The organism is Micromonospora yasonensis (assembly GCF_026013475.1).
Taxonomy (GTDB): domain Bacteria; phylum Actinomycetota; class Actinomycetes; order Mycobacteriales; family Micromonosporaceae; genus Micromonospora; species Micromonospora yasonensis.
The window spans coordinates 1-14,771 of record NZ_JAPDPH010000174.1 but is presented as its reverse complement, the minus strand read 5'-3'; the positions used below and the strand labels follow the sequence as shown (position 1 = coordinate 14,771).

Sequence of the window (14,771 nt, the reverse complement as noted above, 5' to 3'; positions counted from 1 at the left end):
GGTGAGGCGGGTCAGCTTGTCGGGGTTGCCGACCAGGTAGAGGCCGGTGATCCGGCCGCCCGCAGCGGTCAGGGCGAGCGTGTAGCGCACGCCGGTCGGCCAGGTCAGCACCAGCGCGGGCGCGCCGTTCAGCTCGACCGGGGCGGCCCGTACGCCGGGCCGGCGGCGGCCGTAGACGCCGGCGAAGAAGCGGGCGATCCGGTCCGCGCCGTGGACCGGGTTGCGGGCCGCGCGGACCCGCCCGCCGCCGTCGCTCCAGGCGGTCGCGTCGGCGGCGACCAGGTCGGTGAGCCGGGCCAGGTCGCCCTCGCGGGCGGCGGCGAGAAAGGCGTCGAGCAGTCGCCGCTGCTCCGCCGGGCCGGCGGTGAAGCGCCGCCGCGCGTCGGCGAGCCGGGCGACCGCCCGGTGGTGCAGTTGGCGGCAGTCCGCCGCCGACCGGTCCAGCAGGTCGGCGATCTCGGCGTACGGCAGGGCGAAGGCGGTGTGCAGGACGTACACCGCCCGCTCCGGCGGGGTGAGCCGTTCGAGCAGGTGCAGCAGGGCGGTGGAGACCGTCTCCCGCAGTTCGACGGTGTCCAGCGGCCCGAACGGCGACGGGTCGGTGGGCACCGGCTCCGGCAGCCACGGGCCGACGTACGTCTCCCGGGCGGCCTGCCGGGCCCGCAGCCGGTCCAGCGCCAGCCGGGTCACCACCCGGGACAGGTACCGGCGCGGCTCGGCGACCGCCGCCCGGTCGACGTCGAGCCAGCGCAGGTACGCCTCCTGGAGCACGTCCTCGGCGTCGTGCACGCTGCCGAGCAGCCGGTAGGCCAGCCCGAGCAGCATCGGCCGGTGCGCGGTGAGCGCACCGGCCGCCTCCGCTGCCCCGGTGGTCGTCACACCTCGAGCGGCGGCTCGTTCCGGGTGCTCACCGAGATCCGGTTCCACACGTTGATTGTGGCGATCGCGACCAGCAGATCGGCCAGTTCCTTCTCCGACCAGACCTTCGCGGCGGCGTCCCACACCTCGTCCGGCACGCCGTGCTCCCCGAGCCGGGTGACCGCGTCGGTCAGCGCCAGCGCGGTCCGCTCCCGCTCGTCGAAGAACGGCGCCTCCCGCCACGCCGCGACGGCGAACAGCCGCCGGCTGGACTCTCCGGCCGCCAGCGCGTCCCGGCTGTGCATGTCCACGCAGAACGCGCAGCCATTGAGCATCGACGCGCGCAGCTTCACCAGCTCCAGCACGGTGTGGTCCAGGTTGGTGCGGATGTACTTCTCCAGCCCGAGCACCGCCTGGTACGTCTCCGGCGCCACCGCCGCCATGTTGATCCGGCTCATCGCCGCCTCCCTCGTGTCGTCCGTACGCCTGCATGACGGGCCGGCGCGGCCCGGACGTGACAGCGGGCGGCTGTGACGGTGGTCATGTCCGTCGACGAGTGGTCAGCAGGGATTCCCCCGCCGGACATCCACGCCGGCGGTCCACCTCATCTGTGCCCGGTAGACCACGGGGGACCGACTTCCGACGGAGGGGACAGATGACTTCTCTCGATCGACGTACCGTGTTGCGTGCCGGACTGCTGACGGGCGCCGGGCTGGCCGGCGGCGGCCTGCTCGGCGGGGCCCCCGCCGGAGCGGCGCCGGCCTGGCGGCCGGCCGACCGCCCGCTGCTCACGCACGGCGTGCAGAGCGGCGACGTGACCGCCGAATCGGCGCTGGTCTGGACCCGCGCCGACCGCCCCGGCCGGATGTACGTGGAGGTGAGCCGCCGCCCCGACCTGCGCGGCGCCCGGCTGCTGCGCGGCCCGGTGGTGGACCCGTCGACCGACGGCACCGGGCGGGTGCGGTTGCGCGGCCTGCCCTCGGGCGAGCGGCTGTACTACCGGGTGAGCGTGGAGAGCCTGGACCGGCCCGGGGTGCGCAGCGAGCCGCTGCTCGGTTCGTTCACCACGGCGCCCGGCCCGCAGGACCGGCGGGACGTGCGGTTCGTCTGGACCGGCGACATCGTGGGGCAGGGCTGGGGCATCAGCCCGGACTTCGACGGCCTGGCGATCTTCCGGGCCATGCGGGAGCGCCGCCCCGACTTCTTCCTGTGCAGCGGGGACACCGTCTACGCCGACGGGCCGCTGACCGAGAGCGTGCCGCTGCCCGACGGGCGGATCTGGCGCAACCTGGTCACCCCGGAGAAGAGCAAGGTGGCCGAGACGCTGACCGAGTACCGCGGACAGTTCGCGTACAACCTGCTCGACGAGCACCTGCGCGCGCTCGCCGCCGAGGTGCCGCAGGTCAACCAGTGGGACGACCACGAGGTACGCAACAACTGGTACCCGGGGCAGATCCTCACCGACGCCCGGTACACCGAGAAGCGGGTGGACGTGCTCGCCGCCCGGGCCCGGCAGGCGTTCCACGAGTGGCTGCCGGTCGCCGCCGACGGGGCGCTCTACCGCAAGCTGTCGTACGGGCCGCTGCTGGACGTCTTCGTCCTGGACATGCGCACCTACAAGGACCCCAACGACGGCAACACGTACGCCGACCCGGGGCGGGGCCTGCTCGGGCGGGAGCAGCGGGAGTGGCTGATCCGCGAGCTGGCCGCGTCCCGGGCGACCTGGAAGGTGATCGCCAACGACCTGCCGCTCGGCCTCGTGGTGCCGGACGGCCCCAGCGCGCAGGAGGGCGTGGCGCAGGGCGACCCCGGCGCGCCCGCCGGCCGGGAGCTGGAGTTCGCCGAGGTGCTGCGCGCGGCGCACCGGGCCGGCGTCACCGGGATCGTCTTCCTCACCGCCGACGTGCACTACACCGCCGCCCACCACTACGACCCGGCCCGGGCGGCGGTCGGCGACTTCACCCCGTTCTGGGAGTTCGTCTCCGGGCCGGCGCACGCCGGCGCGTTCGGTCCGAACGCCCTGGACGGCACCTTCGGTCCGCAGGCCGTGTTCACCCACGCGCCGCCCCGGGCGAACACCTCACCGGCGGAGGGCTTCCAGCACTTCGGCGAGGTCTCGATCGACGGCGAGTCCGGCGACCTGACGGTGCACCTGCGCGACCGCGCCGGCGCCTCCCTCTGGACCACCACCCTGCCGGCCCCCGGCCGCTGACGCCGGTCCCCGGGCCCACCCCGCCCCGGGCGGGGGTGGGCCCGGGGGTCACCTGGTGTCGAGGGAGGCGCGGCGGCGGCATCCAGCCTCGAAGAGCTTGAGGAGGGCGCGGGCGTTCCCGGCCGGGCGCCCTTTCCCGCGGATACTCGGGGGCGGGTCGGCCGGCGGGTCGAGTACGCTTGTCGGCAGACAGGCGACGACCCGGCCATCACCGGCGAGCCTCCGGAAGAACAGCCGGGTGACCGGCCCAGTAGAACCGGACGGGACCGGCCCGTCACAGCCGGCCAACGAGCGGGCGGTCGCACCTTGACCGCCAAGCGGGGTGGTACCGCGGGCCCGACCCGGGGCGCCGGTGACGGCGTACCGGAGAAGGCTCGTCCTCGCAGACCCACGACCGTGAGACTGCGCGAGGAGAGCGACCCCCGATGGCCTATCCGTTGCACGACCCGACCGCCGCCGGCGTGCCGGCGAGCCCGGACCTGCCCGCGGTCGAGCGCCGGGTCCTGGAGCACTGGACGGCCGACAAGACCTTCGAGGCCTCCGTCGAGGCCCGCGACGCGGGCGCGAACGGCGCCAACGAGTTCGTCTTCTACGACGGCCCGCCGTTCGCCAACGGCCTGCCGCACTACGGCCACCTCTTCACCGGGTACGTCAAGGACGTGGTGCCGCGCTACCAGACGATGCGCGGCAAGCACGTCGAGCGCCGGTTCGGCTGGGACTGCCACGGCCTGCCGGCCGAGGTGGTGGCCGAGAAGCAGCTCGGCATCACCAGCAAGGCGGAGATCCTCGACCTCGGCGTGGCCCGGTTCAACGAGGCCTGCCGCACCTCGGTGCTGGAGTTCACCCAGGACTGGGAGCGGTACGTCACCCGGCAGGCCCGCTGGGTCGACTTCGCCAACGACTACAAGACGCTCGACCTGGACTACATGGAAAGCGTCATGTGGGCCTTCAAGACCCTGCACGACAAGGGCCTGGTCTACGAGGGCTTCCGGGTGCTGGCGTACTGCTGGCGGTGCGAGACGCCGCTGTCGAACACCGAGACCCGGATGGACGACGTCTACAAGGACCGGCACGACCCGACCCTGTCGGTGTGGTTCGAGCTGACCCCCGACGAGTCCGCCCCGGAACCGGTGCGCGGGCCGGTGCGGCTGGGCGTCTGGACCACCACGCCGTGGACCCTGCCGTCGAACCTGGCGCTCGCCGTCGGCCCCGACATCGAGTACGCGGTGCTGGAGCGCGACGGCGCGCGCTACGTCGTCGGCGCGGCGCGGCTCGGCGCGTACGCCAAGGAACTGGAGGGGTACGAGCAGGTCGGCACGGTGCACGGCCGGGATCTGGTCGGCCGCCGCTACACCCCGCTTTACGACTTCCTGGTGGAGCAGGCCGGGCCGAACGCGTACCAGGTGCTCGGCGCGGACTTCGTCACCACCGAGGACGGCACCGGGATCGTGCACCTGGCCCCGGCCTTCGGTGAGGACGACCAGAACACCTGCAACGCGGCCGGCATCCCGACCATCGTCACGGTGGACGACCACACCCGGTTCACCGCGCTGGTCCCGCCGTACCAGGGCGAGCAGGTCTTCGACGTGAACAAGCCGGTGATCCGGGAGCTGAAGGAGCGGGGGGTGGTGCTCAAGCAGGACACCTACACCCACTCGTACCCGCACTGCTGGCGCTGCGACACCCCGCTGGTCTACAAGGCGGTGTCCTCGTGGTTCGTGGCGGTGACCCGGTTCAAGGACCGGATGGTCGAGCTCAACCAGCAGATCAACTGGACCCCGGGCCACATCAAGGACGGCTCGTTCGGCAAGTGGCTGGCCAACGCCCGGGACTGGTCGATCAGCCGGAACCGGTTCTGGGGCTCGCCGATCCCGGTGTGGAAGTCGGACGACCCGAACTACCCGCGGGTGGATGTGTACGGCTCGCTGGCCGACCTGGAGCGGGACTTCGGGGTTCGCCTGACCGACCTGCACCGGCCAATGGTGGACGAGCTGGTCCGGCCCAACCCGGACGACCCGACGGGGAAGTCGATGATGCGCCGGGTGCCGGAGGTGCTGGACTGCTGGTTCGAGTCCGGCTCGATGCCGTTCGCCCAGGTGCACTACCCGTTCGAGAACCGCGAGTGGTTCGAGCACCACTACCCGGGTGACTTCATCGTCGAGTACATCGGACAGACCCGCGGCTGGTTCTACACCATGCACGTGCTGGCCACCGCGCTGTTCGATCGGCCGGCGTTCCGCAACTGCCTCAGCCACGGCATCCTGCTCGGCTCCGACGGGCGCAAGATGTCCAAGAGCCTGCGCAACTACCCGGACGTGTACCACGTCTTCGACTCGTACGGGTCGGACGCGATGCGCTGGATGCTGATGTCCTCGCCGGTGCTGCGCGGCGGCGACATGTCGGTGACCGAGGCCGGCATCCGGGACGCGGTGCGTCAGGTGCTCCTGCCGCTCTGGAACGTCTGGTACTTCTTCTCGCTCTACGCCAACGCGGACTCCTACTCCGCGAAGCGGCGGACCGACTCGACGCACCTGCTCGACCGGTACGTGCTGGCGAAGACGAACGAGCTGGTGTCGACGGTCCAGGGGCAGATGGACGGGTACGACATCTCCGGCGCCTGCGCCACCGTCCGGTCCTACCTGGACGCGCTGACCAACTGGTACGTGCGCCGCTCGCGGGACCGGTTCTGGTCCGGGGACGCCGACGCGTTCGACACTCTCTGGACGGTGCTGGAGACGCTCTGCCGGGTGGTGGCGCCGCTGGCGCCGCTGACCGCGGAGGAGATCTGGCGCGGCCTCACCGGCGAGCGGTCGGTGCACCTGACCGACTGGCCGTCGGCGGACGAGTTCCCGGCCGACCACGAGCTGGTTTCCGCGATGGACAACGTGCGGGCGGTCGCCTCGGCGGCGCTGTCGCTGCGCAAGGCGAAGGGGCTGCGGGTCCGGCTGCCGCTGCGCAGGCTGACCGTGGCCGCGCCGGTCGCCGCCCAGCTGCGGCCCTTCACCGACCTGGTCGCCGACGAGGTCAACGTGAAGGAGGTCGTATTCACCGACGAGGTGTCCGCGTACTGCCAGCAGGTGCTGACCGTGGTGCCCCGGGCGCTCGGTCCCCGGGTGGGCAAGGCGGTCCAGCAGGTGATCAAGGCGGTCAAGGCGGGGGAGTGGGAGCTGGTCGACGGCGCCCCGGTCGCCGCCGGGGTCAGCCTCGCCGAGGGCGAGTACGAGCTGCGCCTGGTCGCCGCCGACGCCGAGCACTCCGCGCCGCTGCCCGGCGGCGAGGGCGTGGTCGTGCTGGACACCGAGGTCACCCCGGAGCTGGCCGCCGAGGGGCTGGCCCGCGACGTGGTCCGGGTGGTGCAGCAGGCCCGGCGGGACGCCGACCTGGACGTCTCGGACCGGATCGTGGTGGCGGTCTCGGCCTCGGCGGAGGTCCGCGCGGCGGTGGCCGCGTACACCGACTTCGTGGCCGGGGAGGTGCTGGCCGACACGGTCGACTTCGCCGACGGGGTCGACGGCTTCGCCGGCGAGGTCGGCGAGGGCGAGCGGGTGACGGTGGCCGTCCGGCGGGTATGAGGTGCTGACCCGGTGGTCCGGCGGCGTGCGCGCAGCCGGACCACCCCGGGTGGGCGACCAGCTACCCGATCCGCCCGGCGTGGAACCGTCCGCTACCGTGACAGCGCCTGCTCACGTTCGACCGCCGGAGGACCCGTGCCCCTGCTCTACACCATCGGCAAGCTCGCCGTGGCACCCACGATCCGGTTGGCCTTCCGTCCGACCGTGGAGGGGTTGGAGCACATCCCGGCGACCGGCGGCGCGATCTTCGCGGGCAATCACCTCTCCGTCGCCGACGAGCTGCTCCTCGGCACCGTGGTCCCACGGCACCTGGCGTTCTGGGCCAAGTCGGAGTACTTCAAGGGCACCGGCGTGAAGGGCGCGTTCTCCAAGTTCGTGCTCACCGGGCTGGGCGCCATCCCAGTCGAGCGGGCCGGCGGGCGGGCGGCGCTGTCGGCGTTCGACGCCGCCATCCCGGTGCTCAAGGCCGGTGACCTGGTCGCCGTCTATCCCGAGGGGACCCGCTCGCCGGACGGGCGGCTCTACCGGGGGCGCACCGGCGCGGCGCGGCTGGCGGTGGCGGCCGGCGTGCCGATCATCCCGGTCGGCGTGACCGGCACCGACAAGGCGCAGCCCATCGGGACGCGGGTGCCCCGGCCCGGCAAGGCCAAGATCAGCATTCGGTTCGGCAAGCCGCTGGACTTCACCGGCCGGTCCGACGACCGGACCTCGCTGCGCGAGATGACCGACGAGATGATGGCCGAGATCCAGAAGCTCACCGGTCAGGAGTACGTCCCCCGCTACGCCCCCAAGCGCGCCGAGCCCACCGCGGGCCCGACCGCCTGATCGTTCGCGGCCGGTCACGGCGGGTCGTTGCCGCGCTGCTTCTCCTGGGCGACCACGGCGTCGAGGTCGGTGCGGCGCTGCATCTGCTTCATGGCGCGGGCCGTCCGGGCGTTGGCCGGGATCCGGCTGCGGTTGCCGGTCAGGAAGGCCCAGTAGCCGGCTGTGAACGGGCAGGCCTGCTCGCCGAGGTGCTGCTTCGGGTCGTACCGGCAGCCGCCGCAGTAGTCGCTCATCCGGTTGATGTACGCGCCGCCGGCGACGTACGGCTTGGTGGTCGCCCGGCCCAGGTCGGCGTACTGGCTCATGCCGACCACGTTGCCGGTCATCACCCAGTCGTAGCCGTCCACGAACCGGGTGCGGAACCACTCGACCAGCTCGGCCGGGCGCCAACCCCGTTGCAGGGCGTAGTTTCCCAGCACCATCAGCCGGGGGATGTGGTGCGCCCAGGCTCGGTCCCGGACGCCGGCGAGCACGTCCGAGAGACAGCGCGCGTCGACGGCGTCCGCGTCCAGGTCGGCCCACCAGCCCGGCGCGGACCGCCGCGCGCCCAGCTCGTTGCTGTTCTGCCAGGACGGCTCGAAGTACCAGTAGGTGTGCCAGATGTAGTCCCGCCAGCCCATCACCTGCCGGATGAAGGCCTCCACGCTGGCCAGCGGCACGCCCTGCCTCCGGTACGCCTGCTCGGCGCCCCGGACCGCCGCCAGCGGATCGAGCAGGCCGAGGTTGAACGCGGCGGAGAGCGCGCTGTGCGCCAGCCACGGGTCGGTGGCGCGCATCGCGTCCTCGTACGGGCCGAACGCGGCCAGCCGGTGCCGGAGGAAGTGCCGCAGCCGGGCCTCGGCCTCCCTGGCGGTGGCGGGGAAGCGGCGGGGACCGTCCCGGCCGGCGAACCGGATGCCCTGCCGCTCCCAGCGGTCCAGGTCGGCCCGGACCTCCGCGTCGATGTCGTCCTCCTTCGGCATCGGCGGGGCCGGCACGTCGAGCTTGCCGTCCTTCGGTGGCGGATCGCGGTTCTCGGTGTCGTGGCTCCACCGGCCGCCCGCCGGGTCGCGGCCGTCCAGGAGCACCCCGTGGTGCTCCCGGGCGAACCGGTAGAACGCCTCCATCCGCAGCTCGCCCCGGCGGCTGTCGGCCCAGTCGGCGAAGTCCGCCAGGCTGGTCACGAACCCCCGGGCCGGCAGCACGGTGACCCGGTCCAGGCCGCGGACGAACGCCAGGGCCGCGCGGGAGGTCGGATGGCAGACCTCGAGCGGCTCGCGGACCCTGTTCAGCGCCTGCCCGTACGTCTCGGCGCGCAGGTGGATCGCCTGGTCGCCCAGTTCGGCGGCGCGGTGGCGGAGCGCGGAGAGGATCAGGTGGGCCTTCTGCCGGTGGTAGACGCGACGCCGGAAGACCGCCTTCGACTCGATCAGCAGGACCGGTTGCCTGCGGTCGTCGAGGAAGTGCGGCCCCAGCTGATCGGCGAAAAGCCAACGCCGCGACATATCCCGATTTTCCCCCGAAACGCGCAAAGTGTGAGGGAGAGACACAAGGCCTTTACGTGTTCGAGACCATCCGACGCGCGACCGGTCAGGACTGCTTCGGAGTCACCACCTCGCTGCGCAGCTCCTCCAGCAGTCGGGCGCTGTCGTCGACCGAGAGCCGGGTGAAGACACCCGTGGTCAGGCTGCCGTGGTCGACCGACGTGCAGACCACCACCGCATCGCCGTCCGCCCGGCCCACCGCGCACCGCTCGTAGCGGCCCCGGACGTTGGTCTCCACCGGCACCGTCTTGCCGAGGGCGTACTCGTTCTTCAGGCGGGCGATCTCGGCGTCGGCGTCGGACTCCGGGGTGAGCCGGAACCCGGTGCCGCCGAAGAGGGCGACCCGCTTGCCGTCGCTGGTGCCGTAGACCCCGGCGAAGGCGTCCTCGGCGAGCAGGTGCGCCTGGCGTACCTCGTTCTTCAGCTGCTCGGCGGTGGCCTGGCTGTGCTCGTCGTCCCGCAGTCGTAGTCCGGCCACCTGGTCGGGCAGGGCGGCGTCGGCCGGGTACTGGCTGGCGAGCGGCTTGGCCCACCAGAGCGGGACGCCGCAGCAGCAGGCCACGGTGAGCAGCAGCACCCAGGGCCAGCGGCGGCGGCGGCGGACCGGGACGGCGACGTACCCCTTGGGCGGCTGCCACCCGGGCGGCGCGGTGACCGGTGGCGTGGGCCGGCCGCGGCCCTGCTTCGGCGCCGGTGGTGCGGGCCGGGGCGCCGGGGCCTCGACCGGCGGCGGCGACACCGGCCGGGCGGCTACCGGCGGCGGTGGCGGGACCGGTCGGGCGACCGGCGTTGGTGGCGCCACCGGTGCCGGGCTCACCGGCGGCGGCGCCGGGTAGGGCGGCGTGTGCGCCGGCGCCGGGTACGCCAGGGTCGGCGGCAGCGCCGGGAACTCGATCGAGTGCAGGTGCCAGCCGGTGGTGTCCACCCCCTCCCAGGGGTCGACCGGGACCTGGTGCTCCGGCGCGTCGAGCGGCGGGACCGGCGTCGGCTCGGCGGACTCGCCCCAGGCCCGCTTGCGCGGCGGCGGGGGCGGGACCGGGGCCGAGCCGCTCCACCGGGGCGCGGGCGGTTCGGCCTGGTTCTCCACCCGGGTCGGGTCGGTCCGGGCGGCGACCGGGGCCGGGTCGGGTGGATCGGGCACGGGGGTGGCGTCGGCCGGCCGACCGGGCACGGGGGCGGAACCGGTCGGGCGGCCGGGCACGGCGGCCGAGCCGGTCGGGCGCGCCGGCACGGCGGCGGAACCGGTCGGGCGCACCGGGGCGGAGCCGCGCGTCGGGGTGGCGGGGGCCTCGCCGGCCGACCCGTCCGCGGGCCGTGCCTCGGCGGGGGGCTCGGCCGGCCGATCGGCGGGCGCCCCGGCCGCCGGCTCGTCGGATGCCGCCGTGGCGACGGATCCGGCCTCGGCGTCGGGGACGTGCCCGTCGGTCGCGTCCTTCCGGTCGGCGGCGTCGTGCTGGTCGGCCGCCTCGGGCTGGTCGCCGCCGTCGCCGTCGAGCGGGTCGCCGGGCGCGGGTGGCGGGTCGGTAGTGGCGGCCCCCGTGGCGGCGTCGATCACGGGCGTCGGGCCGGCGGCGATGCCGTCGGTGGGGTCGGGGTCGCGCTGGTCGCCCGGCTCGCGGGGCGACGGGGGTGCGGGGGAGTGGGCCAATTCGTCAGTGCCCGGATCCCGGCCCGTGACCGGGGTGCCCCCGTCGGCCGGGCGGTCCGCCCCCGGCTGCGGCTGCGGCATCGCGGCAATCTCCTCTCGCGCCCGTTGCGAGGTTAGTACCGCTGTGCCACCCCCGACGAATCAGTCGGACCGCCCCGCCCGCGGTGCTCGCCGCCGCCTTCGCGCAGGGCGGCACCGACGGCGACCGGCGGGCTGCCGTGGCCGTCCACCCCGCGCTGACCAGCGAAGGGGTACGGCGGGAACGGCCGTGGCGCCGGACGCCGGCCGGACGGCCGCGGTCGTGCGGTGCGACGTGGGGACCGGCGGGGCACCGCGTACCCTTGGGCATCATGAGTGCCCCGTCCACGACGCCGCGCCCGGTCCCGGCCAATTCCGGCGACGGCTCCAGCGCGGCGCGTCTGTCGCCGCGCCGCGACCTGGAGTCGTCGATCTGGCCCCGGCTGGAGCCGCTGCTGCCCCAGGTGACCAAGCCCATCCAGTACGTCGGGGGCGAGTTGGGCGCGGTGGTCAAGGACTGGGACGCGGCAACCGTCCGGTGGGCGCTGATGTACCCGGACGCGTACGAGGTGGGACTGCCCAACCAGGGCGTACAGATCCTCTACGAGGTGCTCAACGAGCTGCCCGACGTGCTCGCCGAGCGGACGTACGCGGTCTGGCCGGACCTGGAGAGGCTGATGCGCGCCCACGGCGTGCCGCAGTTCACCGTCGACGCGCACCGCTCGGTGCGGGACTTCGACGTGTTCGGCGTCTCCTTCTCCACCGAGCTGGGCTACACCAACCTGCTCACCGCGATCGACCTGGCCGGCATCCCGCTGCTCGCCGCCGACCGCACCGACGCCGACCCGGTGATCGTGGCCGGCGGGCACGCCGCGTTCAACCCGGAGCCGATCGCCGACTTCGTCGACGCCGCGGTGCTCGGCGACGGCGAGGAGGCGGTGCTGGAGATCACCGCGATCGTTCGGGACTGGAAGGCCGAGGGCTGCCCGGGCGGACGCGACGAGTTGCTGCTGCGGCTGGCCCGCACCGAGAGCGTCTACGTGCCGCGCTTCTACGACGTGGACTACCTGCCCGACGGGCGGATCCAGCGGGTCGTGCCGAACCGCCCGGACGTGCCGTTCCGGGTGCACAAGCGCACGACCATGGACCTGGACGCCTGGCCGTACCCGAAGAAGCCCCTGGTGCCGCTCGCCGAGACGGTCCACGAGCGGTACGCGGTGGAGATCTTCCGCGGCTGCACCCGCGGCTGCCGGTTCTGCCAGGCCGGCATGATCACCCGCCCGGTGCGGGAGCGCTCGATCACCACCGTCGGCCAGATGGTCCAGCAGGGGTTGGAGTTCTCCGGCTTCCACGAGGTGGGCCTGCTGTCGCTGTCCTCGGCCGATCACTCCGAGATCGGCGACATGTGCTCCGGCCTGGCCCAGCAGTACGAGGGCACCAACGTCTCGCTCTCGCTGCCCTCGACCCGGGTCGACGCGTTCAACATCGAGCTGGCGCAGGAGCTGTCCCGCAACGGCCGGCGGACCGGTCTGACCTTCGCCCCGGAGGGCGGCTCGGAGCGGATCCGCAAGGTCATCAACAAGATGGTGTCGAAGGACGACCTGATCCGCACGGTGGTGACCGCGTACACCAACGGCTGGCGGCAGGTGAAGCTGTACTTCATGTGCGGCCTGCCCACCGAGACCGACGAGGACGTCCTCGAGATCGCGGACATGGCGCACGAGGTGATCCGGGCCGGCCGGGCGGCCACCGGGTCCAAGGACATCCGCTGCACGGTCTCCATCGGCGGGTTCGTGCCGAAGCCGCACACCCCGTTCCAGTGGGCCTCGATGGCGCGGCCGGAGGTCATCGACGCGCGGCTCAAGCTGCTCAAGCAGGCGATCAACGCGGACCGTTCGCTCGGTCGGGCGATCGGCTTCCGCTACCACGACGGCGAGCCGTCGCTGATCGAGGGCCTGCTCTCCCGAGGTGACCGCCGGGTCGGCGCGGTGATCCGCAAGGTGTGGGAGAACGGCGGCCGGTTCGACGGCTGGAGCGAGCACTTCTCGTACCAGCGCTGGGTGGACGCCGCCGCCGAGGTGCTGCCGGCCTTCGGCGTGGACCTCGACTGGTACACCACCCGGGAGCGCGAGGAGCTGGAGGTCCTGCCCTGGGACCACCTCGACTCGGGCCTGGACAAGGACTGGCTCTGGCAGGACTGGCAGGACTCGCTGTCCGAGTACGAGCAGGACGACTGCCGGTGGACCCCGTGCTTCGACTGCGGCGTCTGCCCGTCGATGGACACCGAGATCCAGATCGGCCCCACCGGCCGGAAGCTGCTGCCGCTGACCCCGATCAACGGGCTGAAGATGCCGGCCGGCGCCCAGCAGTAGCAACGCCGCCGACGCCTGCGGAGCGCGGGAACCGTACCGGTTCCCGCGCTTCGTCGTATCCGCGGGCGGTGGTCCCACCGGCGTCCGGTGGCGTGGGGTGGGGGTGCCTCGACTGGCCGTCACTCGATACGCTGCGTCCGTATTGGACCGACCGGGGTCGGCAGCGGGGAGGGCAGCAGCATGGGTGACATCAGGCCGCCGGACACCGGCGATCTGCACGTCAGCGTCGAGGACCTGGACGCCGCGGCGGATTACGTCGAGCGGCTGAAGCAGTACGTCGACGACACCATCAGCTACGAGATGGAACGCATCAAGGAGCGGATGAAGGGCGACAGCAACAACGCGCAGACCGTGCCGAACGGCACCCCCTTCGGCGCGTACGAGGACGCCCGGATGCAGTGGCAGGCGTTGACCACGTCGACGGCCAACATGGAGCAGCACCTCAAGGCGCTCTCCGGCAAGCTCGCCGCGCTCAAGAAGGGCACCGAGGACATCGCCCAGGCGTTCCGCGACACCGAGGCGCGCAACGCCGCCAACGGCAAGCAGATCGAGCGGATCCTGGAATCCGCGGCGCCGCCGCCGGCGACGACGGGCACCCAGCCCACGTACCCGTACAAGGCCTGAGGGGGAGACGGTCATGGCAGGAGGAACCTGGGAGCGGTGCGTCCGTGAGGTGACGCTGTCGGCGGACCCGGAGACCGTGGGCTCGGTCGGTGTGGGGTGGAACAACCTCTCCACCGGGCTCGGTTACCTGCGGGACGCGCTGATCGGGCGGTCCTTCGTCGGCCCGATCGCGCCCGGTAAGGAGCGCCCGCACACCGACGGCCTGCCCGCGATGCTGGCCGGCTGGAAGGGCAGCGGCGGTGACGCGTACCGGGAGCACCTGGGTGACATCGGCAAGGACATCGAGGAGCTGATCACCCACGCGAGCAACGTCAGCGGGGCGCTGTCCCGGATCGAGGGGGACATCCGCACGTCGGTGGCCAGCATCCCGATCCCGCTGATGGACGACTTCGGCTGGAACGAGTGGAGCCTGCCCAACGGCACCGAGCTGGACGACGCCCGGGACGGTGAGAGCGCCTCGGGCTTCCTCGCCGCGCTGCGCAAGGACTACCAGAGCAACCCGGGTTCGTACGCCGACGGCGCGTTCCGCGACAAGGCCGACGACCTCGAAGCGACCATGAAGGTCGACGGCAACGCCGAGGACCACAAGCGGGGCGGGTGGTGGGACACCAAGTCCCACCTCGACAACTGGTACCGGGACAACCAGAACGCGGCCAACACCGCCATGTCGCCGCTGCCCACCGCCGTGGAGACCGAGCGGCCGAAGCTGGTCGTACCGCCACCGTCCGGCGCCGGCATCGACGGCTACCGGCCGGACGACCGTACCCCGCCGGCCGGGTACCCGGGCGGCGGTGGCGGTGGAGGTGGCGGCATCGGCGGCGGCGGCGCGCCCAACCTCGGCAGCACGGGCATCGGCGGTGGCGGCGGTTCGTTCGGCGGCGGTGGGCACTCCGCCATCGCGCCGCCCCCCACCGGTGGCAACTTCGGCAGCGGCGGCGCCGGTTCCTACCAGCCGGGCGCCGGTGCCCCGGGCAGCGGCGGGCATGACTACGGCAGCGGCCTCGCCGGCGCCGGCACCCCGACCATCGGCCTCCGACATCCTCCCGACGGACTGGCTGGGGCAGGTCCGCTGGAACACCCTCACCAAGCTCGGCGGCGCGCTGTCCCCGTTCAACGCGG

The 14,771-nt window shown here is 73.2% G+C and carries 10 protein-coding genes; 6 read left to right on the top strand and 4 right to left on the bottom strand.

The genetic code is table 11. The features are described from left to right. Positions 1 to 879, bottom strand: an 879-nt coding sequence (gene sigJ, locus ONA70_RS26960) for an RNA polymerase sigma factor SigJ (protein WP_265009291.1), incomplete at its 3' end; no start/stop codon positions are given. After that, positions 876 to 1,316 (bottom strand): carboxymuconolactone decarboxylase family protein, encoded by a 441-nt coding sequence (locus ONA70_RS26955; RefSeq protein ID WP_265009290.1) that lies wholly within the window; start codon positions 1,314 to 1,316, stop codon positions 876 to 878. The genes ONA70_RS26955 and sigJ, both read right to left, overlap by 4 nt. Before the next feature lie 197 nt (positions 1,317 to 1,513). Here ONA70_RS26955 and ONA70_RS26950 point away from each other — a divergent pair, with 197 nt between their 5' ends. The 3 genes from ONA70_RS26950 (at position 1,514) to ONA70_RS26940 (ending at position 7,467) form a co-directional block, all read left to right on the top strand. Continuing rightward, positions 1,514 to 3,070: an alkaline phosphatase D family protein gene (locus ONA70_RS26950; RefSeq protein ID WP_265009289.1), complete on the top strand. Its 1,557-nt coding sequence runs from the start codon at positions 1,514 to 1,516 to the stop codon at positions 3,068 to 3,070. Between the two features lie 425 nt (positions 3,071 to 3,495). Next, positions 3,496 to 6,642 (top strand): isoleucine--tRNA ligase, encoded by a 3,147-nt coding sequence (gene ileS, locus ONA70_RS26945; RefSeq protein ID WP_265009288.1) that lies wholly within the window; start codon positions 3,496 to 3,498, stop codon positions 6,640 to 6,642. 135 nt (positions 6,643 to 6,777) lie between these two features. Continuing rightward, positions 6,778 to 7,467 (top strand): lysophospholipid acyltransferase family protein, encoded by a 690-nt coding sequence (locus ONA70_RS26940; RefSeq protein WP_265009287.1) that lies wholly within the window; start codon positions 6,778 to 6,780, stop codon positions 7,465 to 7,467. Positions 7,468 to 7,481: 14 nt separating this feature from the next. Here the strand turns inward: ONA70_RS26940 and ONA70_RS26935 are convergent, their stop codons facing one another. Further along, on the bottom strand, positions 7,482 to 8,951 hold the full coding sequence (locus tag ONA70_RS26935) for a cryptochrome/photolyase family protein (protein ID WP_265009286.1): 1,470 nt from the start codon (positions 8,949 to 8,951) through the stop codon (positions 7,482 to 7,484). An 85-nt stretch (positions 8,952 to 9,036) separates the two neighbouring features. Beyond that, complete coding sequence (locus tag ONA70_RS36730) at positions 9,037 to 10,719, bottom strand: hypothetical protein (protein ID WP_319958825.1); 1,683 nt, start codon at positions 10,717 to 10,719, stop codon at positions 9,037 to 9,039. 269 nt (positions 10,720 to 10,988) lie between these two features. On the opposite strand from ONA70_RS36730, the gene ONA70_RS26920 reads away from it, so the two are divergent. The 3 genes from ONA70_RS26920 to ONA70_RS26910 all read left to right on the top strand — a co-directional run. Then, positions 10,989 to 13,028: a TIGR03960 family B12-binding radical SAM protein gene (locus ONA70_RS26920; protein ID WP_265009284.1), complete on the top strand. Its 2,040-nt coding sequence runs from the start codon at positions 10,989 to 10,991 to the stop codon at positions 13,026 to 13,028. A 180-nt stretch (positions 13,029 to 13,208) separates the two neighbouring features. Further along, on the top strand, positions 13,209 to 13,652 hold the full coding sequence (locus ONA70_RS26915) for a hypothetical protein (RefSeq protein WP_265009283.1): 444 nt from the start codon (positions 13,209 to 13,211) through the stop codon (positions 13,650 to 13,652). A gap of 13 nt (positions 13,653 to 13,665) precedes the next feature. Continuing rightward, positions 13,666 to 14,771 (top strand): hypothetical protein (locus ONA70_RS26910; protein WP_265009282.1); only part of this gene is annotated, 1,106 nt, incomplete at its 3' end.

What these genes read in the sequence shown, in the direction of transcription:
- ONA70_RS26955 (WP_265009290.1), bottom strand. Translation starts at nt 1,316, where the DNA reads ATGAGCCGGATCAACATGGCGGCGGTGGCGCCGGAGACGTACCAGGCG.
- ONA70_RS26950 (WP_265009289.1), top strand. Translation starts at nt 1,514, where the DNA reads ATGACTTCTCTCGATCGACGTACCGTGTTGCGTGCCGGACTGCTGACG.
- ileS (WP_265009288.1), top strand. Translation starts at nt 3,496, where the DNA reads ATGGCCTATCCGTTGCACGACCCGACCGCCGCCGGCGTGCCGGCGAGC.
- ONA70_RS26935 (WP_265009286.1), bottom strand. Translation starts at nt 8,951, where the DNA reads ATGTCGCGGCGTTGGCTTTTCGCCGATCAGCTGGGGCCGCACTTCCTC.
- ONA70_RS36730 (WP_319958825.1), bottom strand. Translation starts at nt 10,719, where the DNA reads ATGCCGCAGCCGCAGCCGGGGGCGGACCGCCCGGCCGACGGGGGCACC.
- ONA70_RS26920 (WP_265009284.1), top strand. Translation starts at nt 10,989, where the DNA reads ATGAGTGCCCCGTCCACGACGCCGCGCCCGGTCCCGGCCAATTCCGGC.
- ONA70_RS26915 (WP_265009283.1), top strand. Translation starts at nt 13,209, where the DNA reads ATGGGTGACATCAGGCCGCCGGACACCGGCGATCTGCACGTCAGCGTC.